Origin of the sequence: Lonsdalea quercina (assembly GCF_900107885.1) — a bacterium.
GTDB lineage: Bacteria > Pseudomonadota > Gammaproteobacteria > Enterobacterales > Enterobacteriaceae > Lonsdalea > Lonsdalea quercina.
The window spans coordinates 19,265-42,513 of record NZ_FNQS01000013.1; the positions used below are offsets into that span (position 1 = coordinate 19,265).

At 51.8% G+C, this 23,249-nt stretch carries 20 protein-coding genes and 4 tRNA genes; 9 read left to right on the top strand and 15 right to left on the bottom strand.

Features of this window, described 5'->3' with window-relative positions; translation table 11 throughout:
* Positions 1 to 103 precede the first annotated feature (103 nt).
* The 8 genes from BLU64_RS15120 to pncC form a co-directional block, all read right to left on the bottom strand.
* Positions 104 to 180 (bottom strand) — tRNA-Arg (locus BLU64_RS15120).
* A 53-nt stretch (positions 181 to 233) separates the two neighbouring features.
* A tRNA-Arg gene (locus BLU64_RS15125) sits at positions 234 to 310 on the bottom strand.
* Between the two features lie 12 nt (positions 311 to 322).
* Positions 323 to 415 (bottom strand) — tRNA-Ser (locus BLU64_RS15130).
* 313 nt (positions 416 to 728) lie between these two features.
* Positions 729 to 914, bottom strand: a complete 186-nt coding sequence (csrA, locus tag BLU64_RS15135; protein WP_005972168.1) for a carbon storage regulator CsrA — start codon at positions 912 to 914, stop codon at positions 729 to 731.
* A 314-nt stretch (positions 915 to 1,228) separates the two neighbouring features.
* Complete coding sequence (gene alaS, locus BLU64_RS15140) at positions 1,229 to 3,856, bottom strand: alanine--tRNA ligase (protein ID WP_074729284.1); 2,628 nt, start codon at positions 3,854 to 3,856, stop codon at positions 1,229 to 1,231.
* A gap of 137 nt (positions 3,857 to 3,993) precedes the next feature.
* On the bottom strand, positions 3,994 to 4,470 hold the full coding sequence (locus BLU64_RS15145) for a regulatory protein RecX (RefSeq protein ID WP_026743226.1): 477 nt from the start codon (positions 4,468 to 4,470) through the stop codon (positions 3,994 to 3,996).
* Positions 4,471 to 4,520: 50 nt separating this feature from the next.
* Positions 4,521 to 5,597 (bottom strand): recombinase RecA, encoded by a 1,077-nt coding sequence (recA, locus tag BLU64_RS15150; RefSeq protein WP_026743227.1) that lies wholly within the window; start codon positions 5,595 to 5,597, stop codon positions 4,521 to 4,523.
* Positions 5,598 to 5,702: 105 nt separating this feature from the next.
* Positions 5,703 to 6,197: a nicotinamide-nucleotide amidase gene (gene pncC, locus BLU64_RS15155; RefSeq protein ID WP_026743228.1), complete on the bottom strand. Its 495-nt coding sequence runs from the start codon at positions 6,195 to 6,197 to the stop codon at positions 5,703 to 5,705.
* A gap of 268 nt (positions 6,198 to 6,465) precedes the next feature.
* On the opposite strand from pncC, the gene BLU64_RS15160 reads away from it, so the two are divergent.
* From BLU64_RS15160 to BLU64_RS15185, 6 genes are all read left to right on the top strand, one after another.
* Positions 6,466 to 6,969: an SRPBCC family protein gene (locus BLU64_RS15160; RefSeq protein WP_394296482.1), complete on the top strand. Its 504-nt coding sequence runs from the start codon at positions 6,466 to 6,468 to the stop codon at positions 6,967 to 6,969.
* Positions 6,970 to 7,405: 436 nt separating this feature from the next.
* Positions 7,406 to 8,176: a (S)-acetoin forming diacetyl reductase gene (locus BLU64_RS15165; RefSeq protein ID WP_026739747.1), complete on the top strand. Its 771-nt coding sequence runs from the start codon at positions 7,406 to 7,408 to the stop codon at positions 8,174 to 8,176.
* A 317-nt stretch (positions 8,177 to 8,493) separates the two neighbouring features.
* Positions 8,494 to 9,267 carry a (S)-acetoin forming diacetyl reductase gene (locus BLU64_RS15170; protein WP_026743230.1) on the top strand — a complete coding sequence of 258 codons (774 nt, stop codon included), beginning with the start codon at positions 8,494 to 8,496 and terminating at the stop codon, positions 9,265 to 9,267.
* 405 nt (positions 9,268 to 9,672) lie between these two features.
* Positions 9,673 to 11,220, top strand: coding sequence for a catalase (locus BLU64_RS15175; RefSeq protein WP_051625547.1), 1,548 nt, complete (start codon positions 9,673 to 9,675; stop codon positions 11,218 to 11,220).
* A gap of 60 nt (positions 11,221 to 11,280) precedes the next feature.
* The gene (locus BLU64_RS15180) at positions 11,281 to 11,820 is read left to right on the top strand and encodes an ankyrin repeat domain-containing protein (protein ID WP_074729285.1); all 540 of its coding nucleotides are present in this window, start codon (positions 11,281 to 11,283) and stop codon (positions 11,818 to 11,820) included.
* A 268-nt stretch (positions 11,821 to 12,088) separates the two neighbouring features.
* On the top strand, positions 12,089 to 13,018 hold the full coding sequence (locus BLU64_RS15185) for an alpha/beta hydrolase (RefSeq protein WP_074729287.1): 930 nt from the start codon (positions 12,089 to 12,091) through the stop codon (positions 13,016 to 13,018).
* 448 nt (positions 13,019 to 13,466) lie between these two features.
* On the opposite strand, the gene BLU64_RS17920 is transcribed toward BLU64_RS15185, so the two are convergent.
* The gene (locus BLU64_RS17920; RefSeq protein WP_081825718.1) at positions 13,467 to 13,655 is read right to left on the bottom strand and encodes a YmiA family putative membrane protein; all 189 of its coding nucleotides are present in this window, start codon (positions 13,653 to 13,655) and stop codon (positions 13,467 to 13,469) included.
* A 369-nt stretch (positions 13,656 to 14,024) separates the two neighbouring features.
* Between BLU64_RS17920 and BLU64_RS15195 the strand changes: the two genes are divergently transcribed.
* The gene (locus BLU64_RS15195) at positions 14,025 to 14,237 is read left to right on the top strand and encodes a YceK/YidQ family lipoprotein (protein WP_036150742.1); all 213 of its coding nucleotides are present in this window, start codon (positions 14,025 to 14,027) and stop codon (positions 14,235 to 14,237) included.
* Positions 14,238 to 14,258: 21 nt separating this feature from the next.
* Here BLU64_RS15195 and BLU64_RS15200 read toward each other — a convergent pair whose 3' ends face one another.
* Positions 14,259 to 15,206 carry an alpha/beta hydrolase gene (locus BLU64_RS15200; RefSeq protein ID WP_051625552.1) on the bottom strand — a complete coding sequence of 316 codons (948 nt, stop codon included), beginning with the start codon at positions 15,204 to 15,206 and terminating at the stop codon, positions 14,259 to 14,261.
* A 342-nt stretch (positions 15,207 to 15,548) separates the two neighbouring features.
* Positions 15,549 to 17,807 (bottom strand): catalase HPII, encoded by a 2,259-nt coding sequence (katE, locus tag BLU64_RS15205; RefSeq protein ID WP_074729289.1) that lies wholly within the window; start codon positions 17,805 to 17,807, stop codon positions 15,549 to 15,551.
* A gap of 436 nt (positions 17,808 to 18,243) precedes the next feature.
* On the opposite strand from katE, the gene BLU64_RS17670 reads away from it, so the two are divergent.
* Both BLU64_RS17670 and yecR read left to right on the top strand, forming a co-directional pair.
* The gene (locus BLU64_RS17670; RefSeq protein WP_268748628.1) at positions 18,244 to 18,495 is read left to right on the top strand and encodes a cupin domain-containing protein; all 252 of its coding nucleotides are present in this window, start codon (positions 18,244 to 18,246) and stop codon (positions 18,493 to 18,495) included.
* A 215-nt stretch (positions 18,496 to 18,710) separates the two neighbouring features.
* On the top strand, positions 18,711 to 19,052 hold the full coding sequence (gene yecR, locus BLU64_RS15215; RefSeq protein WP_071999788.1) for a YecR family lipoprotein: 342 nt from the start codon (positions 18,711 to 18,713) through the stop codon (positions 19,050 to 19,052).
* 21 nt (positions 19,053 to 19,073) lie between these two features.
* Here the strand turns inward: yecR and BLU64_RS15220 are convergent, their stop codons facing one another.
* From BLU64_RS15220 to proB, 4 genes are all read right to left on the bottom strand, one after another.
* A complete protein-coding gene (locus BLU64_RS15220) occupies positions 19,074 to 20,069 on the bottom strand; it encodes a PDDEXK family nuclease (protein ID WP_026743236.1) in 996 nt (331 codons plus the stop codon).
* Between the two features lie 455 nt (positions 20,070 to 20,524).
* A tRNA-Thr gene (locus BLU64_RS15225) sits at positions 20,525 to 20,600 on the bottom strand.
* A gap of 177 nt (positions 20,601 to 20,777) precedes the next feature.
* The gene (proA, locus tag BLU64_RS15230; RefSeq protein WP_074729290.1) at positions 20,778 to 22,031 is read right to left on the bottom strand and encodes a glutamate-5-semialdehyde dehydrogenase; all 1,254 of its coding nucleotides are present in this window, start codon (positions 22,029 to 22,031) and stop codon (positions 20,778 to 20,780) included.
* Between the two features lie 10 nt (positions 22,032 to 22,041).
* Complete coding sequence (gene proB / locus BLU64_RS15235) at positions 22,042 to 23,145, bottom strand: glutamate 5-kinase (protein ID WP_074729292.1); 1,104 nt, start codon at positions 23,143 to 23,145, stop codon at positions 22,042 to 22,044.
* Between the last annotated feature and the right edge of the window lie 104 nt (positions 23,146 to 23,249).

The following is a 23,249-nucleotide window of genomic DNA, read 5'->3' on the forward strand; positions in this document are numbered from 1 at the left end:
GAGGAAGAGAACTAATGGGAAGCGTGATACAGCGCTGGAGAAAATGAAGAACTCAGGCAGAGAAACAAGAAGATAAAGGGGAAAATAAATCTAAGAAAGAAGATGGTGCATCCGGGAGGATTCGAACCTCCGACCGCTCGGTTCGTAGCCGAGTACTCTATCCAGCTGAGCTACGGATGCATATCAGAATGGTGCGCTAAGAATTTTGAAAACAGAGGATGAAACAGTAGTGATGGTGCATCCGGGAGGATTCGAACCTCCGACCGCTCGGTTCGTAGCCGAGTACTCTATCCAGCTGAGCTACGGATGCATTATCAATTAATGGCGGTGAGGGAGGGATTCGAACCCTCGATGCAGCTTTTGACCGCATACTCCCTTAGCAGGGGAGCGCCTTCAGCCTCTCGGCCACCTCACCTAACATCACCAGTGATACTCAACTCATCTTTCGTTTCGTGCTCACCGGTACTGCGTGGCGCACATATTACTTTCCACGACTTATAAGTCAAACAATTTTTCCCTCACCCTGTTTGTTTGCACACTTCGCGGTCAATACGTACAGATTGGCAACACAACGTGTATTTTATCAACAGAAAAACAATTGCTTATCATGCTCGCTAGCATGAAGAAACAAATGCGGAACTTAGATGGGAAAAACGGGAAAAACGGGAAATACGACTAAAACGAGCGATAGAAGCAATGGCGCCTCGTTTTGCGAGACGCATTGTCAATTAATACGATGTTGGCTGAGACTTCTCTGCCTGAATTCGCTGATAAATCTCTTCGCGGTGAACGGAGACCTCTTTGGGCGCGTTGACACCAATGCGTACCTGATTGCCCTTTACTCCCAGTACAGTAACCGTAACCTCATCGCCGATCATGAGGGTTTCGCCAACTCGACGAGTTAAAATAAGCATTCTTTGCTCCTTGAAAAGATTATAAAGAGTCAGGCCCCTTCATTTTCTCACCATTATCCGTCATGGGCCAAGAAAACGTAAACCCAGATGATGATTGTTCATCATCCCACTCATAGTTGTTACTAATGTTCAGTCTAGTCGATATAAGACAGCTTGCGATTTTTGTTATCACAGCCAGATGGAAGGTCTCACAGGCCCCGGTTTTCAAAGGGCCGGTAAACTCCATCTGGCTTGCGTTCGTCCGTTTCCGCAAGCCCAAGGCGCCAAAACTGTTAAAGGTTACGACGTATGTCTAGATAACATTGATAAATTAGTTATAGCTTATCAACCACCCAGGCTTCAACGCTCTCCAGAGCCGCTGGCAGGGCGTTAACGTCACTGCCTCCGGCCTGGGCCATATCAGGCCGACCACCGCCCTTACCGCCAACCTGACTGGCGACAAAGCCGATGAGCTCCCCAGCTTTCACCTTGCTGGTCAACGTTTTCGTCACTCCGGAGATAAGGCTGACCTTACCTTCGGCTGTCGTAGCCAGAACGATAATCGCTGACCCCAACTGGTTTTTCAGGTCATCGACCATCGTACGCAGCATCTTGGGCTCAACGTTATCCAACTGGACAACCAGCAGTTTCACGCCTTTCACCTCTTTCGCTTTGCCTGCCAAAGAGGAACTTTCTTGTGCTGCCTGCTGCGCTTTCAACTGCTGTAATTCTTTTTCCAGCGTACGCGTGCGATCGATGACAGAACGTACTTTTTCCGCCAGATTATTGCTATCGCCTTTAACCAGTGCGGTCACTTCCTGCAATACATCGCTCTGACGATGCAGTGCGTTGATGGCATTCTCGCCCGTCACGGCTTCGATACGGCGAATACCCGCAGCAGTGCCTGATTCCGACACAATTTGGAACAGGCCGATGTCGCCCGTGCGGCTGGCATGGATGCCGCCGCACAACTCTATCGAGAAGTCACCCATTGTCAGCACACGAACATGGTCATCGTACTTTTCGCCAAAGAGCGCCATAGCGCCTTTTGACTTCGCCTCTGAAATCGCCATCACTTCGGTTTCGATCGGCAAATTGCGACGAACCTGAGCATTGACAATATCTTCAACCTGGCGAATCTGCTCCGGTTTCATGGCTTCCGTATGCGAGAAGTCGAAACGCAGATGACGGTCATTAACCAATGAACCTTTCTGAGCGACATGCTCACCCAGCACCTGACGAAGTGCCGCATGCAGCAGATGCGTCGCAGAGTGGTTCAGACGAATACGATCGCGACGCGCCTGGTCAACAACGGCATTCACAGTACCATTAATTCTCAGCGTACCATGGCTGAGTTTACCGATATGACCAATAGCCTGACCATATTTCTGGGTATCTTCCACCACGAAACGCGCATCGGTCGTTTTCAGTTCACCCCGGTCCCCCACCTGACCACCGGACTCACCGTAGAACGGCGTGTTGTCCAAAATGACCACGGCATCTTCACCGGCATGAATTTCATCGACCAATTGACCTTCACGGTAAAGCGCAATAATGCTGGCATTGCCTGCTGTGTTTTCGTAGCCGCAGAAGTCAGTGGCCGTATCGACGCGGATCTGGCTGTTATAATCCACGCCAAAGCCGCTCGCTTCACGAGCTCGCTGGCGCTGCGCGTCCATCGCCCGCTCAAAGCCTTCTTCATCGACCTTGATATTGCGCTCACGGCACACATCCGCGGTCAAATCCAGCGGGAAGCCGTAAGTGTCGTACAAACGGAAAGCCGCTTCGCCATCCAACGTATCGCCCTGCAGGCCATTAATCTCTTCGTCCAGCAGTGCCAACCCACGTTCCAGCGTCCGAGCAAACTGCTCTTCTTCATTCTTCAACGCCTGTTCGACCAGCGCTTGCTGACGTTTCAAGTCTTCTGCGGCCGGCCCCATAACGCTAATCAGCGGCGCCACTAACTTATAGAAGAAGGTATCTTTGGCGCCCAGCATATTGCCGTGACGTACGGCGCGTCGAATGATACGGCGCAACACATAACCGCGGTTTTCATTGGACGGCATGACGCCATCTGCGATCAGGAAAGCACAAGAACGAATATGATCGGCAATGACACGTAGCGATTTATTATCAAGATCGTCTGTACCAATGACTTTCGCCACGTCAGCGATCAGTGTTTTGAACAGATCGATTTCGTAGTTGGAGTTCACATGCTGCAGTACCGCTGAAATACGTTCCAGCCCCATGCCGGTATCCACCGAAGGCTTGGGCAGAGGCAGCATGGTGCCGTCGGCCTGACGGTTAAACTGCATGAACACCAGGTTCCAAATCTCGATATAGCGGTCGCCGTCTTCTTCCGGAGAGCCTGGAGGTCCGCCCCAGATGTGGTCGCCGTGGTCGTAAAAGATTTCGGAACATGGGCCGCATGGCCCCGTATCGCCCATCTGCCAGAAGTTATCTGACGCATAGGGCGCGCCTTTGTTGTCGCCAATACGAATGATGCGCTCGCGCGGAACGCCAATTTCGTCAGCCCAGATATTGAAGGCTTCGTCATCCGTCGCGTAGACGGTCACCCATAGCTTTTCTTTAGGCAGATTGAACCACTGCTCGCCGGTCAGTAATTCCCAGGCGTTGCGGATAGCTTCATGCTTGAAGTAGTCGCCGAAGCTAAAGTTACCCAGCATTTCAAAGAAAGTGTGATGACGTGCGGTATAACCTACGTTTTCGAGATCGTTATGTTTCCCACCGGCACGCACGCAACGCTGAGACGTAGTCGCGCGCGAATAGCTACGCTTATCCAGACCAAGAAATACGTCCTTAAACTGGTTCATCCCCGCATTCGTAAATAACAGTGTTGGATCGTTATTAGGTACTAGGGAGCTACTGGGGACAATCTGGTGTCCCTTACTGTGGAAAAAATCGAGAAACGCTTGACGGATCTCAGCGGTGCTCTTGCTCATAATTGTCCTGAAATCAAGCTAAAAGAATGGTCGCGGGTTCGATCCGTGCAACATACCGACATGATCGAACCCATCACGAACTAAAAAGTGGGAATAAGATAAATTTTCTCAGGAGGGAAGTAAAATCCCGCATGCATTCAATCTGAAAAATTCGTATATAGAGATTGGATTTCATCATGCGAAAAACCGCGATACAAGAGGTAACGCTGAACTTTCGCTTTTTCTTTCCATTCTAAGGGGAGAGGATGACCAAACTTACGCTCAGCAACCTGCTGAGCCAATTGATACCAGTCGACGTCACTGCGACGTAATGCCTGGATTTGCGTGGATTTGTCCACGCCTTTTTGACTCAACTCGCTGCGAATTCTCTGAGCGCCATACCCCTTCCTGCTCCGGCTAGAAATGTAACGTTGAGCGAATCGTTGGTCGTCGAGCCAACCATACTCGGCGCAATAGGCAACGGCCTGTTCAATTTCCTGAGTAACGGCAATGGAATCATCGCCATTTTCTTCTGACGGGGAATACAAGAACGCCGCAATTTTGCGGCGTAACTCGGTTTCACTGTGGTCGCGGACCGCCAACACATTCATGGCATAACGCAATATTTTAGACATGCGTGACCTTGATAGTTGTATGGCTGCTGCTAGCTAACATAATGAACTGATTAAAAATCTTCTTTGGACTCACCTGCTGTTTCTTCATCAAGACCCGCTTCGCTGCTGGCAGCCGCTACGGCCGACTCATTGCCTTTATTGAGCAACATGTCACGTAGCTTTTTATCCAGCTCGTTCGCGATCGCAGTGTTTTCACGGATGAAGTTACATGCATTGGCCTTACCTTGACCAATCTTCTCACCGTTGTAGCTGTACCAGGCACCCGCCTTTTCAATCAGCTTGTGCTTAACGCCAAGGTCGACCAGTTCGCCAAAGGTGTTGATACCTTCACCGTACATAATCTGGAATTCTGCCTGTTTGAACGGCGCGGCAACTTTGTTTTTCACCACTTTCACACGGGTTTCACTACCCACAACTTCGTCGCCATCTTTAATAGCGCCAATACGGCGGATATCCAATCGTACTGAAGCGTAAAATTTCAGCGCGTTACCGCCAGTCGTCGTTTCTGGGTTACCAAACATCACACCAATCTTCATACGGATCTGGTTGATGAAAATCAGCAGCGTACTGGACTGTTTCAGGTTGCCTGCCAGCTTACGCATCGCCTGGCTCATCATTCGCGCGGCAAGCCCCATGTGAGAGTCGCCGATTTCACCTTCGATTTCCGCTTTCGGCGTTAATGCCGCTACGGAGTCAACGATAATGACATCGACCGCGCCGGAGCGCGCCAGCGCGTCACAGATTTCCAGCGCCTGCTCGCCCGTATCCGGCTGGGAACACAGCAGATTGTCGATATCAACGCCCAGTTTCTTCGCGTAGATAGGGTCCAGCGCATGTTCCGCATCAATGAAGGCACAGGTTTTGCCTTTACGCTGAGCGGCGGCAATCACCTGCAGCGTTAGCGTGGTTTTACCTGAGGATTCCGGCCCGTAGATTTCAACGATACGGCCCATAGGCAAACCGCCGACGCCCAGCGCGATATCCAGGGACAGGGAACCTGTAGAGATAGTTTCAACATCCATTGAGCGATCTTCGCCCAAACGCATGATAGAACCTTTACCGAATTGCTTTTCGATTTGACCCAGTGCTGCTGCTAGTGCCTTTTGTTTGTTCTCATCAATAGCCATTTCTACTCCTGTCTCGCAGCACGAGGCTGCATCTGCGCTGTTGCTTGTTCATGATTCACCGAACGGGTGACGGACATTATACTGTACACTCATACAGCATCAAGGTTAATTTTGCAGAAAAGTATTCAGCAGCGTTTCCAACGCAAACTGGACCGCTTGTTGGCGGACACTGTTACGATCGCCGTCGAACTGCATTCTGCGGACGAACCCCTTGTCTTGTCTTGCGGCGAAGCCAAACCATACGGTGCCGACCGGTTTTTCGGGGGTACCGCCATCCGGTCCGGCGACACCGCTGATAGAAATGGCATAATCCGCATCGGCTTTATCCAGTGCGCCTGAGGCCATTTCTTCAACCACTTCGCCGCTGACCGCTCCATACTCCGCCAGTGTTTCCGACTTGACGCCGACCAGTACCTCTTTGGCCCGATTGCTGTAGGTCACAAAACCGTAGTCAAACCACGCGGAACTGCCCGAGACATCAGTAATCACCTTCGCCAGCCCGCCCCCTGTGCAGGACTCTGCGCAGGTCACGTGCGCGCCGCGGGATTTCAATCGTTCGCCAACCTGCTCACTCAACTGAAAAATAGCATGTTCTGTCATCTATCGACTCACTATAGTAATGAAGCTGTTACCCCTCAGGGTAGCATTTCTCGCCTCAAAAAACGTGGCAAGTCCCGAAGTGCAAACCGATAAGCAGCAAGGATGAGAAACGCATAAAGACCAGCAATAACATTCAGATCGTCGTCTCCTTTTCATCAACGCGATGAGGCACGCCGATAGAACGATCCTGCGAACGCACATTCTGCGATACACTTGGGAATACCATTCTCGATAGCGACCTATGGCGCCAAATAAAGGAGGGACGAACGTGTCATCAACGTTCTTGAACAATATGGGCGTGAAAGGTCCTAACGCCACCCGTTTTGGCAAATCGATCGTCATAGACCGACCTGCTGACATGTTATTCGACTTGTGGCGTAAGCCAGAGACGCTGCCGGTTCTGATGAATCACTTTGCTCGAATAGACATTCTCAACGCCACGGATTCTCTCTGGCGGGTCAAAGCGCCGCTCGGTCCAAGCATCGAATGGACAGCTCGTATCGTTGAGGAACAGCCTGGCAGTTTCATCCACTGGTGTTCCCTCGCAGGCGCCCGTGTTCCCAATGAGGGCAAATTGGTCTTTCAGCCAGCCCCTCAGGGAAAAGGCACCGAAGTCACGCTGACGATCTATTTCGATGCGCCCGGCGGATTTCTGGGGCGACAAATCGGCCAGATGTTCGCGTTGCTTTCTAAAGAAATGCTGAACAATACCCTTCAACGCTTCAAAAAACTGGCAGAGCAGAAACCAGCGCCGTCAGCAGCCTCATCATAATCAACAGACAAAAAAAACCCGCTCGGAAGCGGGTAAATAACTACTCTCAGACAGGGATGAATAACACAACATCAACAAGGGATGGCTCTAATCTATCAACCTGAATGTATAGAACTGTCATAGGTCGGTAAGGTTGATGGCGAGGATGTAAGGTGAATTTGGCATGTTACAAACTTTCTGATTTCACCCTTCCTTTACTCATGATGACCCGGTTTTACAGGGGATGATCTTCAAACTGCCCCTCATCAATCGCCATGCACTATGTGGTGAATAACAACTGGTGAATAGCGAGTGGCGAATAACGATGCGCGCATTAATATCGATAAGTTATTTAAAGCCAACTAACAATAATCATTCTCACTATAAGTTTTTATTCTTTAGGTCTACAGCTATCCTCATTAGAACGGTTTAACTATTACATACTAAGGAATAGAACATGACGAAAGTTGCATTGGTAACCGGTGCGGGTCAAGGCATCGGGGAATCTATCGCCCTTCGCTTGGTTAAAGACGGATTTGCCGTAGCTATTGTGGATTACAACGGTGACAGCGCTAAAGCGGTAGCGCAGCGTATTAATGAAGCGGGTGGTAAAGCGATTGCGGTCACAGCCGACGTCTCCAACCGGGACCAGGTCTTTGCCGCCGTTGAAACAGCCAAGCAACAGCTGGGCGGCTTTGATGTGATCGTCAACAACGCAGGTATCGCGCCGAGCACGCCGATTGAAGAAATCACGCCGGAAATCGTCGATAAGGTTTACAACATCAACCTGAAAGGGGTGATTTGGGGTATTCAAGCCGCCGTCAAAGCGTTCAAAGAACTGGGACACGGCGGTAAAATCATCAACGCCTGTTCCCAAGCGGGTCATATTGGCAACCCGGAACTGGCTGTCTACAGCTCCAGCAAATTTGCCGTTCGTGGTTTGACGCAAACCGCAGCACGCGACCTGGCTCCGCTGGGTATTACCGTTAACGGTTTCTGCCCCGGTATCGTGAAAACGCCGATGTGGGATGAAATCGACCGCCAAATCTCCGAAGCCGCGGGCAAACCCAAAGGCTATGGCACCGAACAATTCGCCAAACGCATTACGCTGGGCCGTCTGTCCGAACCGGAAGACGTGGCCGCCTGCGTCTCTTACCTGGCCAGCCCTGATTCCAACTATATGACCGGTCAGTCGCTGCTCATCGACGGCGGTATGGTATTTAGTTAATTCGACGCGTTAACCCGTGATGGCAGCCTCAACGGCGCTGCCAGCCCCCCAGCGTTCTCCCGTCCTACAATTAAGTTAGACGAGAGAACGCTACTCTTCGGCTCCTCCCACCCCACTCATTTTCGATATTCCCTCGCAGGAACTTCCCCGGACCAAGCCCAAAATGGTTAGCCAGAGAACAATTATTGGGGTTGATAAGCGCTATTGGTTATTGCATGCCGGGTAAAAGTCACTGAATTTATTATGAGTTTTTATTTAATACGCCAGACGCTACCCTGTTCCCAATTGATTAATAACATTTATTGAAGGGATAACAGATGACAAATAAAGTCGCGCTGGTTACAGGAGCGGGTCAGGGAATTGGTGAAGCCATCGCGCTTCGCCTTGTCAAAGATGGATTCGCGGTCGCTATCGTTGATTATAACGGTGAAAGCGCCAAGCAGGTCGCTGAGAAAATCACCGCCGCCGGCGGTAAAGCCATCGCGATCACGGCGGATGTCTCCGACCGCGATCAAATCTTCGCCGCAGTCAAAACGACCGAACAGCAGCTGGGCGGTTTCGACGTGATCGTGAATAACGCCGGTATTGCGCCGCGTGGCCCGATTGAAGACATGACGACCGAGATCATCGACCGCGTTGTGGATATCAACATCAAAGGCGTCATCTGGGGAACTCAGGCCGCGGTAGAAGCGTTTAAAAAACTGGGGCACGGCGGCAAAATCGTCAACGCCTGTTCACAAGCAGGCCAGGTCGGCAACCCCGATATGTCCATCTACAGCGCCAGTAAGTTTGCCGTTCGCGGACTGACGCAAACAACCGCTCGCGACCTTGCGCCGCTGGGCATTAATGTAAACGCCTTTTGCCCTGGCATCGTCGTTACTCCGCTCTGGCAAGAATTCGACCGCAAGTTCTCTGCCGCGGCAGGTCAACCGGAAGGTTATGGTACGGAGCAGTTCACCAAGCAGATAGCACTGGGTCGTCCTTCCACGCCGGAAGACGTCGCGGCATGCGTGTCCTACCTTTGTGGGCCGGACTCTGACTACATGACGGGTCAGTCATTGCTGATCGACGGTGGTATGGTATTTAAATAAGCCATCATCTTAGCCATAACGTCGTGTATTTCCCGCCAGGATGACATTGTCTGTGGCGGGAAACCTCTCCGCCGACGCCCTCTTTCCCCCTCTTTTTTTCCGATTTCGCAAAACGATTCTGCCGCTATAGCCCACCTATCAATTCAATAGAAATAACAGCCTCAAGCATAAGGTTAAAACAGGTAAAGTAATTCGGTCACGGCAAGTAACTATTTGGTGCTTACCGAGATGATCGACCTATAGGTGGCAACCCGGTCAGGCCTGAACAGAGGGAAACAACGACACGCCCAAGGAAAGACAGAGCATCAGGCGGCTATAGACCGCGGTTTGCCGGAAATCAGCACAACGGACTCGACGGCAATACACTCCTTATTGTTGAACATCGCAAGGAAGAAGAGGCAAATTATGAGCAATATACCCGCAACGCATCGTGGCGCCGGCTGGAAAAGAACGCTGGTCGCCGTATCTTCACTTATCGTGTTTCAGTCGGCATTCGCCGATACCTTGACCCGCGACAATGGCGCCCCGGTGGGCGATAACCAGAACTCGCAAACCGCCGGTCCCAATGGCCCGGTTCTTCTTCAGGACGTCCAACTGCTACAGAAGCTGCAGCGTTTTGACCGCGAACGCATTCCGGAACGTGTGGTTCACGCTCGGGGAACCGGCGCGCATGGTCAGTTTACCGCCACGGACGACATCTCCAATCTCACGGTCGCGGAGGTATTCAAAAAAGGAACGCACACCCCCGTCTTCGTTCGTTTTTCCAGCGTCGTGCATGGCAACCACTCCCCGGAAACGTTGCGTGATCCGCGCGGTTTCGCCACCAAATTCTATACCACACAGGGTAACTGGGATTTAGTCGGCAACAACTTCCCCACCTTCTTCATTCGAGACGCCATCAAGTTTCCCGATATGGTGCATGCGTTCAAGCCGGACCCGCGCACCAACCAGGATAACGATGCACGTCGCTTCGACTTCTTCTCCCACCTGCCGGAATCCACCCGTACGCTGACGTTGCTCTACTCCAACGAAGGTACGCCGGCGACTTACCGGAATATGGATGGTAACGGCGTTCACGCCTACAAACTGATTAACGCGAAAGGTGAAGTTCACTACGTGAAGTTCCACTGGAAAACGTTGCAGGGCGTGAAGAATCTGGACCCCAAACAGGTTGAAGAAGTACAGGGCAAAGATTACAGCCACATGACCAATGATTTGGTCACCGCGATCCAGCGCGGCGACTATCCGAAGTGGGATCTTTATGTTCAGGTGCTGAAGCCGGAAGATTTGCAGAAGTTCGACTTCAATCCGTTGGATGCCACCAAAATCTGGCCTGACGTCCCTGAACGCAAAATCGGACAGATGGTTCTGAACAAAAACCCGGATAACTTCTTCCAGGAAACCGAGCAGGTCGCGATGGCGCCTGCGAATCTGGTTCCCGGTATCGAAGCGTCTGAAGACAAACTGCTGCAAGGCCGACTGTTCGCGTATGCCGATACCCAGTTGTACCGGGTAGGCACGACGGGGCTGAGCCTGCCGATCAATGCGCCGCTTAAAGCCGTCAATAACGGCAATCAGGATGGTACGTTGAACCACGGGCACACCCAGGATGAGGGGGTGAACTATCAGCCCAGCCGACTACATCCGCGTGAAGAGCTGGTTTCCGCCCGTTATAGCCAAACTACGCTGACTGGGACAACACAGCAAAGCAAGATCCAGAAGGAGCAGAACTTTAAGCAAACGGGCGAGCTGTACCGCTCTTATAGCGAAAAGGATCGCACCGATCTGGTTAACAGCCTGGGTTCAGCCTTGGGAACGGCAGACGTTGAAAGCAGAAACATCATGCTGTCCTACTTCTATAAAGCCGATCAGGAATATGGCTCACGACTGACGACGATCGCCAAAGGCGATTTGGCGAAGGTGAAGAGTCTGGCCGCTAAACTGAGCGACTAATGATGCCCGGCCGCCCGTCGGGATCTCTGCGGGCGGCCACTCATTTCAGGGAATACCATCATGAAACGTCTATTATCGCTCGTTACGGGCCTGCTGATGCTAATCGGTCTTGCGCAAGCTCAACCGCCGGAAGATGCCGGGAACGTACCATCGCAGTTAAATCATTATCTGTGGGATGCCGCCCGAAATGGCGAGTTGCCTGTCATCACCGAGTTCATCCGCTCGGGTTACAATCTGAACGTGCAGGATGAAAAAGGGTATACCCCCGTGATTCTTGCGGCCTATCACGGCCACGATGATGCCGTCGCACTCATGCTAAAACACGGGGCCGATCCTTGTTTGAAGGACAAACGAGGTAATACCGCGCTGATGGGCGCCGTATTCAAAGGAGAACTGCGCATCGCCAAACGGCTACTCGCTGCTGAATGCAACCCGGACGAACGTAACAACGCCGGACAGACGGCGGCAATGTATGCCGCATTGTTCAAACGTACCGAGCTTCTCCACGATTTGCAGCGAAAAGGGGCAGATATGAGTACAAAAGATGCCATGGGCAACAGCGTTACCACGCTCGAACGCGGCGACGTGAAAGGGCAGTAAACTTTCCTCTTCCCGGCGGCCTGACTATCGGCCGCTGCTTCCCATCAAAGTCATAACAGCTGTCGCATCATCGCGTTAACCCCTTCCTCTTCATGACGAAACCAGTTTCATCACCTTCTGCAAACAGGCTAGCGACTTTCGTCTCAGAGGCTTTGACGTCGTCAAAGCGAGTGCGCTACCGTCAATGCTTTCCACCCAGGTATTGACAGGATGACGTCAACCTCTCCGATTGCGCCTATCCATGAATACGCATTATGGAGCTATCGCCATGACGCTTGAGCCCGGCATAGCCGCACTCGTTCAGGACTTCATCAACGCAGGCCGCCCATCAGCAAGACACCAATCTATTGATGGACGCCGGGCGGGATACATCGCCGCGGCCAGCCTGTCCGGCGATAGTGAAACACGCGTTAGTGTGGAGGCGCGGGCATTGCAGGGGGTGTCTCTGCGGATCTACTCGCCGCTCCAGGCACCGTCCAATGCCCCCGCCATCGTCTATTATCATGGCGGCTGTTTCGTCAGCGGCGGCTTTGCCACTCACGACAACACACTGCGCCAGCTGGCGTATCACAGCCGATGTCGCATCATTGCCGTCCAGTATCGGCTTGCGCCGGAGCATCGTTATCCTGCCGCCCACGACGACGCTTTTCAAACATTCTGTGCTATTCAGGAGCAGGCGACGACGTTACAAATCGATGCCGCCAATCTGGTTTTGATGGGAGACAGCGCTGGCGGCCATTTGGCTTTCATCACGGCATTGCGGTTACGAGATCGCGGGGGCCAGCAGCCTCGCGGGCAGGTGCTGATTTACCCCATGTTGGATGCCACCGCTCGCTGTGACACGTACCACACCCATGGCGACGACTTCATTATCACTCGCGATACGCTGCTCACCGGCTATGAAGCTTACTTCGCTTCGTCTGAGTACCATCATCCTGAAGCCAGCCCCTTGTGGCGGCACGACCTGAACGATCTTCCCCAAACGCTGATTATCACAGCGGAGTATGACCCCCTGCGTGATGAGGGAGAACAGCTGTATCGCACGCTGGTGGAGACGGGCGTGAGCGTACGATGCAAACGCTATCTGGGCGTCATTCATGGATTTTTCCAACTCGGGGGAATTAGCCAGGCGGCACGAGACGTCATGCAGGATATCGCTTCCAACGTCGGGCGGATGGTGAATACAGAAGAAGACTAGCGAGGCAACGAACCGCACGTGAGAAACCTCGTTGTCGGCTGGTCAGCGATTTTATGCCGGGAAAGTGTCTCAACACGTGTCATCGCAGGCACATTGAATGTGAGCCAGGGCTGAATATTAAAGCTAAGTAGCCACGCGGATGCTTCAACCGGGGTCTGGGGTCTGGCACGATAGGGGGTAAAAGAAAAGATCGCTGTACTCGGCCACACGGCCTATGCGATATCTACTTATTGAAATGACAGAAAGGACAGTTCAGATTTTAAGAGGGTAAAGACGCCCGGCCCGGCCGCTCGTAGCAGTAGCGTCTCTCGTCGATTCGTCATTTGTTGGCATCATCAGCATAACGCCAACCCTGCTAATGCGACTCCGAGGGAGTTATTGAGGTGATACTAGCAAGACAACTATCCAGAATGGGGCATTCATCAGCCGATGGATCGGCATGAGCCACTCAGAAACAGAAATAAGCTAAGGCACCTACAGCAATCCAAAACAGCAGGCAGCCAAAAAATGAAGCAGTCCAGGCTTTACGCTTCAAATCGGAGTCTTGGTTGTCGCCCATAGTAATTATCTCAATCATCCTATTGCTTACTTTATGTTGATATGATTCGGGTGGGTCATGATACATGAATATCGGCATCCGTAATCGGTACTTTAATATTCAATTCCACCCTTATATCGCGCTTTAAATAATCATGTACCAGCCAAACGGAAGGTAAACCGGGGTACTAAAAAACGCTACTTAGCGTTATTTAATTGATATTCAAGGAATGTTAATCATAGTCCATCGGGAAGGAATTGCCTGTGTCGGCAGAGTCGACGGTAAGAAAAACGCCATGTTATGCCACTTTGACGGAAAGACTGACGTTCAGAGAACATTTATGTATAAGATGACAGTAAGATTATCCGATTCAGATCGCCAGATTGCCCCTTTTTGACGTACATTCGTTACCGCATACGGCACCCCATCGACGCTTAAACCGAGGATATAGTGAAAAGAGTTATCGCCATGCTCATCATCAGCAGCCTTCTGTCCGGCTGCGGCAGCATCATCAGTCGCAACATCAAGGGACAGGGACACGGTCATCAATACTATCCCGGCGTGCAGTGGGACGTGCGTGATACCTGGCTGAAATACATCACGTTTATCGATTTACCCTTCTCTATCATCGTCGACACTATCTTGCTGCCCGTCGATATGCGACATGGTCCCTACGAGTAGCGGCGCCACGTTTTAAGCGCTTCACGCTTCCTTCGTTTTTACAGAGTTTCTGCTGGTGGCGCGCTCCTGAACTGTCGCCAACCACTCCCGATAGCTGGCGGGCCATTTCACCGTCGGCGTTCCCGCCTTCCCCATACCGAAAGCATGTCCGCCATGACTATAACGATGCATTTCGACCGGAACATGGTGTCGCTGACAGGCTGCCGCCATGATCAACGTGTTATGTGGATCGGAAATGGTGTCATCTTTCGCCTGCGCCATAAACACCGGCGGCGTGGCCGAAGTCACGAAATGTTGTACCGACCACGCGGCCTCTGCCGTAGGATCAGCGTGAGGCCCCACCAGAATTTTATGGGTCGAGGTGTGCGTATAGGGCTTTTCCAGAGTGATGACTGGATAGATGAGCGCGGCATGTTCAGCATAGGCGGGAACGTCATCAAGACTGTCCACTGCCGGATAAGATTTAAAATCGGTGCGTGTTATCGCCATTCCCAGCAGATGCCCTCCTGCGGAAAATCCCAAAACGCCGACGTGTTGCTGACGATGGCGTATCATCCGCAGCGCCCTCTGCGCATCTTGTAATGCGACCAGACTGCCCGCGCCCCAGCCTTCCCCCGGCAAGCGGTAGCTGAGAACATAGGCCGAGTACCCGAGCGCCGCCAACCACTGCGCGGCAGGCCACGCCTCATCGCCCATTTCGATATGTTTATAGCCCCCGCCGCCAGCGACCAAAATACCCCAGCCATTCGGATTCGTTGGCGTAAACACCTCCAGAGCGGGATGGGAGATATTTTTCAGCGCACCGCCTGGGGAAAGCACTTCGTCCCCTGACGGCCCACCGCCGCCCGGCGGAATGTCACGCCACAGCGGAAGATGACTCCTCAGCGGTTCGTTGGTCGCCCAACTGCCACGGATAGGCGTTGTCAGCAGCGCCGCTGCCGAACCGGCCAGAAAATGTCGACGATTTATCTTCATACCAGCATTTCTCCCAGAAAGTCGGCGCCCTCATCCACGGAGCCTCAATACACAGCATAGGGCAGCTTCGGCAGTTCCCCCAACGGGGTCTCTGTAACGCCTGCGGATAGTGTTACGCCATGTTTTAAAACCCTCGGCAGCGCCGACTCCGATCTTTTTCGGCGAAATATCACGGCTCACTCACAGCTTTCAGCTTGAGCTAACGCTGAAGGCGATCATCAATAACTTATGGCTGCTGGAGAATCGTCAATACAGGAACGGCTGCCCTCTCTCGTGGTTGAGACAGGCACAGCCGTGATTTAGGAAAGCAACAGCAGACTAATCAGTTACGCCACATCAGCTTGGAATGGTTTGCGCGACAGGCTCACGAGACCATACGCGGTGTTCCCGCATAGCGTGAATAAATTTCTCCGTGACCTTTTTGGCCTCTTCGTCTATCAGCACGCCTTCATCCGGTTCAGGCAGCGGCAGCGCCTGATACAGGCTCAGCGCATCCCCTTGCAGCCCTATCGCTTTAAGATGCTTAAACGCTTGCAGCAGATAGTACTTGGCGTTGCCATCGGATTTCAGCGTCTCAATGCTCTGCTTACCAGTCGGTACAATCACCGCATCGACCAGAACGGAAGGGTTACCCTCAATCGTGCCCGACACCTCCAGCTCCTGCCCTTGCAGCGTTTTGATCTTGCCAAGGTGGGGGGCAAAGATTTTGGTATGAATCCCCAGTTTATGCAGCGCTTTTTCGATTTTCTCGACTGATGCGCCGCATACGCCGTCCGCGGCCAGGATCGCGACCTGTCGGGATTTCAACGTCTGCTTTTTATCCGCCGCATACAGGCTGAGCGTTGCATCCGTCGTGATACCGTTGATAGCGCCAGGCAAAGGATGTTGGCGCTGTTCAGCGGTGAGTTTCATCCCCAGATTCTCCGCCACTTTCTCTGCCAAATCGTGATCGATATATGTTAACTGATCGACGACGCGCTCACGGATCCACGGACGCGCCACCTTCCCTAACTCAAAGCTATAGGCACCTACGATATGTTTTTTTTCCGCGTCGGTCTGACTTAGCCAGAACAAGCGAGGCTGAGAATAGTAGTCAGCAAAAGACTCGCTGCGTTGACGAATTTTTTCACCGTCCGGCGCCTGTGGATAGGTCGAAAATCCACCGTTAGCCTGTGCAGGGGCGGTCTCCCGAGGCCAGTTATTATTGATGGAATTGGGTTCGTAATTCGCCGCTCCGCTGATTTCCATCCGGTGCATACCATCTCGCTGATGATTATGGAACGGGCAAACCGGTTTGTTGATGGGCAGCTCGTGGAAATTCGGTCCGCCCAGTCGACTAATCTGCGTATCCAGATATGAGAACAACCGCCCTTGAAGCAGCGGATCGTCGGAAAAGTCGATCCCTGGGACGATATTGCCCGGACAGAACGCCACCTGTTCTGTTTCGCTGAAGTAGTTGTCCGGATTGCGATTAAGCGTCATCTTACCGACCAGTTGCACCGGCACGAGAGATTCCGGGATCAGCTTCGTCGGGTCGAGGATATCGAAATCGAACTTGTGCTCATCCTCCTCGGGGATAATTTGCAGTCCCAGCTCGTATTCGGGATAATCGCCGGCTTCGATTGCCTCCCACAACTCCTTACGATGGAAATCGGGGTCTCTCCCCGTCAGTAACTGAGCTTCATCCCAAATCAACGACGCCGCGCCGTAAACCGGCTTCCAGTGGAAGCGCACGAAGTGACACTTTCCTTCGGCGTTGATGAGCTTGAAGGTGTGGATCCCAAAACCTTCCATCATGCGATAACTGCGCGGAATACCGCGATCCGACATCGCCCAGGTCACATTGTGCAACGTTTCCGGTTGCAGGGAGACGTAATCCCAGAAGGTGTCGTGCGCGCTCTGCCCCTGAGGAATCTCATTGTGAGGCTCCGGCTTCACCGCATGCACGAAGTCAGGGAACTTGATCGCATCCTGAATAAAGAAGATCGGCGTATTGTTCCCGACCAGATCGAAGTTGCCCTCCTGCGTGTAAAACTTGGTGGCCCATCCGCGGATGTCTCTCACCGTATCGGCTGACCCTCGCGATCCTTGCACGGTGGAGAAACGTACGAACACTGGCGTTTTTACTTTCGGGTCCTGCAAAAACTCCGCTTTGGTGTAGCGGGAGAGCGGCGCGTAAACCTGGAAATAGCCGTGCGCGGCCGCCCCACGTGCATGGACCACGCGTTCAGGAATACGCTCATGGTCGAAATGCATGATTTTCTCACGGAGGATAAAATCTTCCAGCAGCGTAGAACCACGCGCGCCTGCCTTAAGTGAGTTTTGGTTATCTGCAATTTTAACGCCCTGATCCGTACGCAGGGCTTCGTGCTCAGGATCGGTACGGTATTTGTCCAGCTGTTTCAACTTAGCGTTAGTGTTTTTAGGCGTTTTAGCACTGCCGGGAAACATCGGTTCCGCGCCTGGCGGAGTCGGACTGCTTGCCGGTTTTAGCGCGGCATCGTCGGGTGCGGTATCCGCCAGATGAGGCTTGACCGACTGAGATGCATCCAGTTTTACCCTCTTCGTCGGCTTTCGATCCTTTTCATCTTTCATGTTTCCTCCTGTTAATTGTTAGAAAACAAATACATAAGAAAGGCATAAAAATAACCACACTTTAAATATAGTTAATGGATTGTGATACGGGGCGATGCGGCGGCATAAAAGCGGGGATTAAAGCGGAGACATGGGAAAGAGACGCCACGCTGAATAGCAGGAATCGCTCAGCAACGCAGTGGTCATCTGGGGGGATTGGGATTGGCTCCGGGTTAGTGATCCATCGCGGGTCAACTGGCGCCCGAAAGTCAGACGATTTGAGTCGCCGGTGAATCCCCTCGTCTTGGTCGCTCAAAGCCGCCTGACGATCTGAAGCTTATTACGAGTCACTCATTAGATTTTTAATACTTCTATACCTTAATCCGCGGGATCCACAATGCCATTGCCCTCGACAGTCATCGCTGAAATGTATGGCTATTAATTTCAAGTCGTCAAAATCGAAGGCAAGTTTGTCAGGCACACTCACAAAGAAACCGACGAGACATTCAACGTGCCGGAAGGCACATTGCTGATCGATTTTCACGATGGCGCAGTGCCCCTCAACGCCGGAGAAATGTTTGCGGTTAAACACGGACTTGAACATAAACCCTGCGCGGAAAAAGAAGTGACACCTCTACTGATCGAACTCCGCGGCGTATTGAATACCGGATATGAAAGGGGAAAGAGAACGGCCAAATATGATATTTGAATTTAATATTCACAAAAAATAACGACAACAGGGAGTGCATTCGCTCCACTTTTGTTGATTGCTGCTTTTTATCGAATACATTCCCCTTGCTTAGTTTAATTTTAATGAATTTTCTATTCACATAAAAATCACTATGTTACTCACATTGAAATATAAAATAAAGAGTTACCCCCCCACCACTAATAACAAATAAAGGTAAAATGAAAACGTAGTTAATGATGGCATTATGCTTCACGCTACTTATTTCCGGATGTTCAATAAAGAAAGAGCTTATTCCGACAGGTGGTAGTAAATCCGATGGCACAGTTCGCATGGGATATTCTTTTGGGTTGTTTGAAAGTCCGGTAATAGATCCAAAACAGGGCATGGTAGCAGCTAAGGCTCGTTGTGCTGCTTGGGGCTATTCAGGAGCCGAACCATTCGGAGGATTCACGTCTCAATGTACGAAACCGTCATATTCAGGCTGCATGCAGACAACCGTCACAGTTGAGTATCAATGTACTGGCGAAATAAAAAAAATGAACACAGGGGCAGCTCGCCCCTTTTTAAAATATTAGTCAACTAAAACCATACTGCGATCAGCCACTGACTTTCTCAACGACTTGATTATATCGACTTAAAAATTCGATAAGAATATTAATGTTACCTACCCCCCATTGATTCGAAATTGTGACCACTTCTCTGGAAGGAAGCTCAATGAGATCCTCGTCATTCATATGATAACGATTAATCTTATTGTCAGGGATTTCCGACACCAACTCAATTATTTTATTATTCAACCGACTATCCAGCGCGCAACGAACGGAATCAATATCTTTTAAATCATTATTCGCTATCCAGTCAGACATCATCTTCAAAGCTAAATTCCTTTTATTAAAGATTTCTCCATTATAACTATACATCGAATAGTCTCTGGATTTTGATTTGATAATTTTTTGTTCAATTTGCTTTTCACGAAACTTGACCTGGTAATCAGCCACTTCAGGGACAGGGATTATCTGATCTATATCGATAAAGATATTCTCATTAAAAGAATAACATGTCATTCTCACACAGGTTATATCAATCCCTTTGCTGATTAGCCAAAGAATGGAAGAAGTAATCTCTTTATTAAAATCTCCAGAGGCAAGGATTATTCTTACATCATTACCAAATTCATCGATATTCGACTCATCTAAACCGGTGAAATTTAAAATCTCAGTTTTCGCGTTGCGCTCGGTGCCTTGCTTCTGGAGATAGCACTCGTAATATCCGCATGCTTTCTCAAACGTCATGGTCGACACCATCCCGGCATAACGGAGGGCCTGAAGTTCCATATGCGAGCCGGTCTCATCCCGTTTCAGCTCAATGACGACAAGGTTTGCGTTCTTATCTATCGCCAGCAAATCAATTCGGCGTCGGCTATCCTCCCAATCGGAGAACTCCTCAGAAATAATCAGGCAATCCGGTGCAATAGAGGCAATGTTGCTTTTTAGCGCCTGCTGTAAATCATACCGTTCAGTAATACCGGCGGATTGAAAGTTGGTTTTGTTCACTGCGCTCAGTGATTTATTTTCAATATGGAAAAGCGACATAATTAAATTATCCATGGCTGTTTTTTATTTATCATACCCATTGCAAGAGTTTTGTTGTTCACTTTTGCCGTTTAAAGTGAACGAGTACGACATGCGTGAACATTTCCTCACCATGAGAAGTGGAAATGCAATAGACCATGAATAGGTCAGAAATATCGTCATCGAAATAGAGATATTCACCCTCCGAGTAATAATTCAACATGGAGATTAATGTCAATCTAGAGGACGTAATTGTCGGTCGCGCTACATTGTTTCGAAAGTCCGGAGTCTCTGCCGCGAACTCATTCTCCCCTTTATCAGGGGCGCTGTCGTTTTACACTCATCCCTTCACAGATTACGCAGCACGCTCATAAATCAAGACGAACAAAAAAACGGTAAACTCAGTGAAACAGTTATTTCACGTCACAATACGAAAGTTGTTGGGAGTTAAAAACGGTCGTTTGAGGATGTTGAAATGGTGCCGATAATAGGAGTCGAACCTACGACCTTCGCATTACGAATGCGCTGCTCTACCAACTGAGCTATATCGGCTTTTTAGGTCGCCCGGCGAATGCCTGACGTTGTGTTACGGGGTGACAAACTAGTGAAATCATGCCAGCAAGTCAAGCATCTGGCGCTCGTCTGCCGATTTTATAATCGGGCCAACGAGCGCTTTTTTCCTGTTATAGCAGCCTGTTATAACGAACTAAATCGCTATAACACGGGCGATTAAGCGCGGACGAGATCGTCGCCGTAGCCAATCCACTTGTAGGTGGTGAGCGCTTCCAGTCCCATCGGGCCGCGGGCGTGCAGTTTCTGCGTGCTGACGGCGACTTCGGCGCCCAGTCCGAATTGTCCGCCGTCGGTGAAACGGGTGCTGGCATTCACGTAGACAGCGGAGGAGTCGACTTCACGGATAAACTGTTCCGCACGGCTCAGCGAACGGGTCAGAATCGAATCTGAGTGCTGCGTACCGTGCTCACGGATGTGGGAGACGGCATCGTCAAGATCGTCCACCAGCGCGACATTCAGGTCCAGAGACAGCCACTCATCGTCAAAGTCGGCGGCTTCAACGGCCGTGACTTGCGCCGGTCCCCCGCTTAGCAGCGGCAGAGAACGCGGGCAGGCGTGGAGCGTGACGCCGCTTTTATGCATCGCGGCGCTCAGCTGCGGCAGGAAATCCTGAGCGATACGCTGATGCACCAGCAGCGTTTCCAGCGTGTTGCACGTGCTGGGACGCTGAGTTTTCGCGTTCACGATGATGCGCAACGCGGGATCGAACTCCATCGACTCATCAACGTAAATATGGCAGACGCCAATGCCGCCGGTGATAACCGGGATCGTGGACTGTTCTCGGCACAGCTTGTGGAGACCCGCGCCGCCGCGCGGGATCAGCATATCCACGTAGCGGTCGAGCTTCAGCAATTGGTTAACAAGTTCGCGGTCCGGCTTTTCAATCGCCTGGATCGCCGCCGCCGGCAAGCCGCACTGCGTCAACGCCCGTTGGATCACGCTGACCGTGGCCACGTTGGTGCGATAAGTCTCTTTCCCGCCGCGCAGAATGGCCGCATTGCCGGTTTTCAGGCACAGACTCGCTACGTCGACCGTCACATTGGGACGCGCTTCGTAGATAACCCCGACCACGCCCAGTGGTACGCGTCGACGTTCCAGCTTGAGACCGTTGTCCAGGATCCGTCCATCGATGACTTCGCCGACCGGATCGTTGAGGCGGCAGACCTGACGCACGTCGCTGGCGATCGCCGACAAACGCGCTGGGGTCAGTTGCAGACGGTCCAGCATCGCTTCGCTCAGTCCTTCTTCACGAGCGGCGGCAACGTCCTGTTCGTTGGCGGACAGAATAGAGGCGCTCTCCGCTTCCAGCAGATCGGCTATCGCGAGAAGGGCCTGATTTTTCTGACTGGTGCTCAAGGCCGCTAGTTGATAAGAGGCCTGTTTTGCCGCTTTGCCCATTTGTTCAAGCACCGCGTACTCCTTAATTAATAATCATGTCGTCCCGATGAACCGCCACCGGACCGTATTCGTATCCAAGAATATCTTCAATCTCCTGGGAGTGGTGACCCGCAATCATGCGCAATGCATCACTGTTGTAGCGAGTGACCGCATGTGCCAAATCACGACCGGAAAGGCTGCGTACGCAGATGACTTCGCCACGCGAGAAAATCCCCGTCACCTCCCGAATGCCTTTTGGCAGGAGAGAACTGCCGCGCTCCTGGATGGCGGACAGAGCGCCGTCATCGACAATGATCTCACCAGCCGGAGGCGCGCCGAAAATCCAACGTTTGCGTTTTTCGAGCGGCTCGTCGACGGCATGAAAGTGAGTCCCGACCGACACATTATTCATCACATCGCCGATGACGCCGAGTCGGCATCCTTCGGCAATGATCACGTCGATACCGGCGCGGCAGGCCACTTCGGCCGCCTGGATTTTGGTCGACATACCGCCGGTGCCCAGGCCTGATACGCTGCCGCCGGCGATGTGACGCAGCTCATCGGTGATGGTCGACACGTCGCTAATCAGCTTCGCCTCGGGATTATCGCGCGGATCGGCGGTGAAAAGGCCCTTCTGATCGGTGAGAAGAAGCAGCTTGTCGGCGTCCGCCATAATGGCGACCAGCGCCGACAGGTTGTCGTTGTCGCCCACCTTGATTTCCAACGTCGCGACCGCGTCGTTCTCATTGATCACCGGGACGACGCGATTATCCAGCAGTGCGCGCATGGTGTCGCGCGCATTGAGAAACCGTTCTCGATCTTCCATATCCGCACGGGTCAGTAACATCTGACCGATGTGGATGCCGTAAATCGAAAACAGCTGTTCCCATAGTTGGATGAGTCGACTCTGTCCGACAGCGGCTAAAAGCTGCTTGGTGGCGACATTTGCGGGGAGGTCGGGATAGCCGAGATGCTCACGGCCTGCGGCGATAGCGCCTGAAGTTACAATCACGATGCGATGCCCTGCGGCATGCAGCTGCGCGCACTGACGTACAAGTTCTACGATATGGGCCCGGTTGAGGCGAGAAGACCCGCCTGTCAGCACGCTGGTGCCCAGCTTTACAACCACTGTTTGGCTGCCATTCATAATTTTTCTGCCATTGCTTTGTATAAAAAAAGAGGATGATGAAGAAAACGTTGTAACAGGAGAGACGCGTTATGCCAACAGGCACAACGCGAAAAAAAACCGGC

What these genes read in the sequence shown, in the direction of transcription:
- BLU64_RS15195 (WP_036150742.1), top strand. Translation starts at nt 14,025, where the DNA reads ATGCTCATCATCAGCAGCCTTCTGTCCGGCTGCGGCAGCATCATCAGT.
- BLU64_RS15220 (WP_026743236.1), bottom strand. Translation starts at nt 20,069, where the DNA reads ATGTCGCTTTTCCATATTGAAAATAAATCACTGAGCGCAGTGAACAAA.
- pncC (WP_026743228.1), bottom strand. Translation starts at nt 6,197, where the DNA reads ATGACAGAACATGCTATTTTTCAGTTGAGTGAGCAGGTTGGCGAACGA.
- BLU64_RS15145 (WP_026743226.1), bottom strand. Translation starts at nt 4,470, where the DNA reads ATGTCTAAAATATTGCGTTATGCCATGAATGTGTTGGCGGTCCGCGAC.
- csrA (WP_005972168.1), bottom strand. Translation starts at nt 914, where the DNA reads ATGCTTATTTTAACTCGTCGAGTTGGCGAAACCCTCATGATCGGCGAT.
- BLU64_RS15180 (WP_074729285.1), top strand. Translation starts at nt 11,281, where the DNA reads ATGAAACGTCTATTATCGCTCGTTACGGGCCTGCTGATGCTAATCGGT.
- BLU64_RS15185 (WP_074729287.1), top strand. Translation starts at nt 12,089, where the DNA reads ATGACGCTTGAGCCCGGCATAGCCGCACTCGTTCAGGACTTCATCAAC.
- proB (WP_074729292.1), bottom strand. Translation starts at nt 23,145, where the DNA reads ATGAATGGCAGCCAAACAGTGGTTGTAAAGCTGGGCACCAGCGTGCTG.
- katE (WP_074729289.1), bottom strand. Translation starts at nt 17,807, where the DNA reads ATGAAAGATGAAAAGGATCGAAAGCCGACGAAGAGGGTAAAACTGGAT.
- BLU64_RS15165 (WP_026739747.1), top strand. Translation starts at nt 7,406, where the DNA reads ATGACGAAAGTTGCATTGGTAACCGGTGCGGGTCAAGGCATCGGGGAA.
- alaS (WP_074729284.1), bottom strand. Translation starts at nt 3,856, where the DNA reads ATGAGCAAGAGCACCGCTGAGATCCGTCAAGCGTTTCTCGATTTTTTC.
- recA (WP_026743227.1), bottom strand. Translation starts at nt 5,597, where the DNA reads ATGGCTATTGATGAGAACAAACAAAAGGCACTAGCAGCAGCACTGGGT.
- BLU64_RS15175 (WP_051625547.1), top strand. Translation starts at nt 9,673, where the DNA reads ATGAGCAATATACCCGCAACGCATCGTGGCGCCGGCTGGAAAAGAACG.
- yecR (WP_071999788.1), top strand. Translation starts at nt 18,711, where the DNA reads ATGATGGCATTATGCTTCACGCTACTTATTTCCGGATGTTCAATAAAG.
- BLU64_RS17920 (WP_081825718.1), bottom strand. Translation starts at nt 13,655, where the DNA reads ATGCCGATATTCATGTATCATGACCCACCCGAATCATATCAACATAAA.
- BLU64_RS15170 (WP_026743230.1), top strand. Translation starts at nt 8,494, where the DNA reads ATGACAAATAAAGTCGCGCTGGTTACAGGAGCGGGTCAGGGAATTGGT.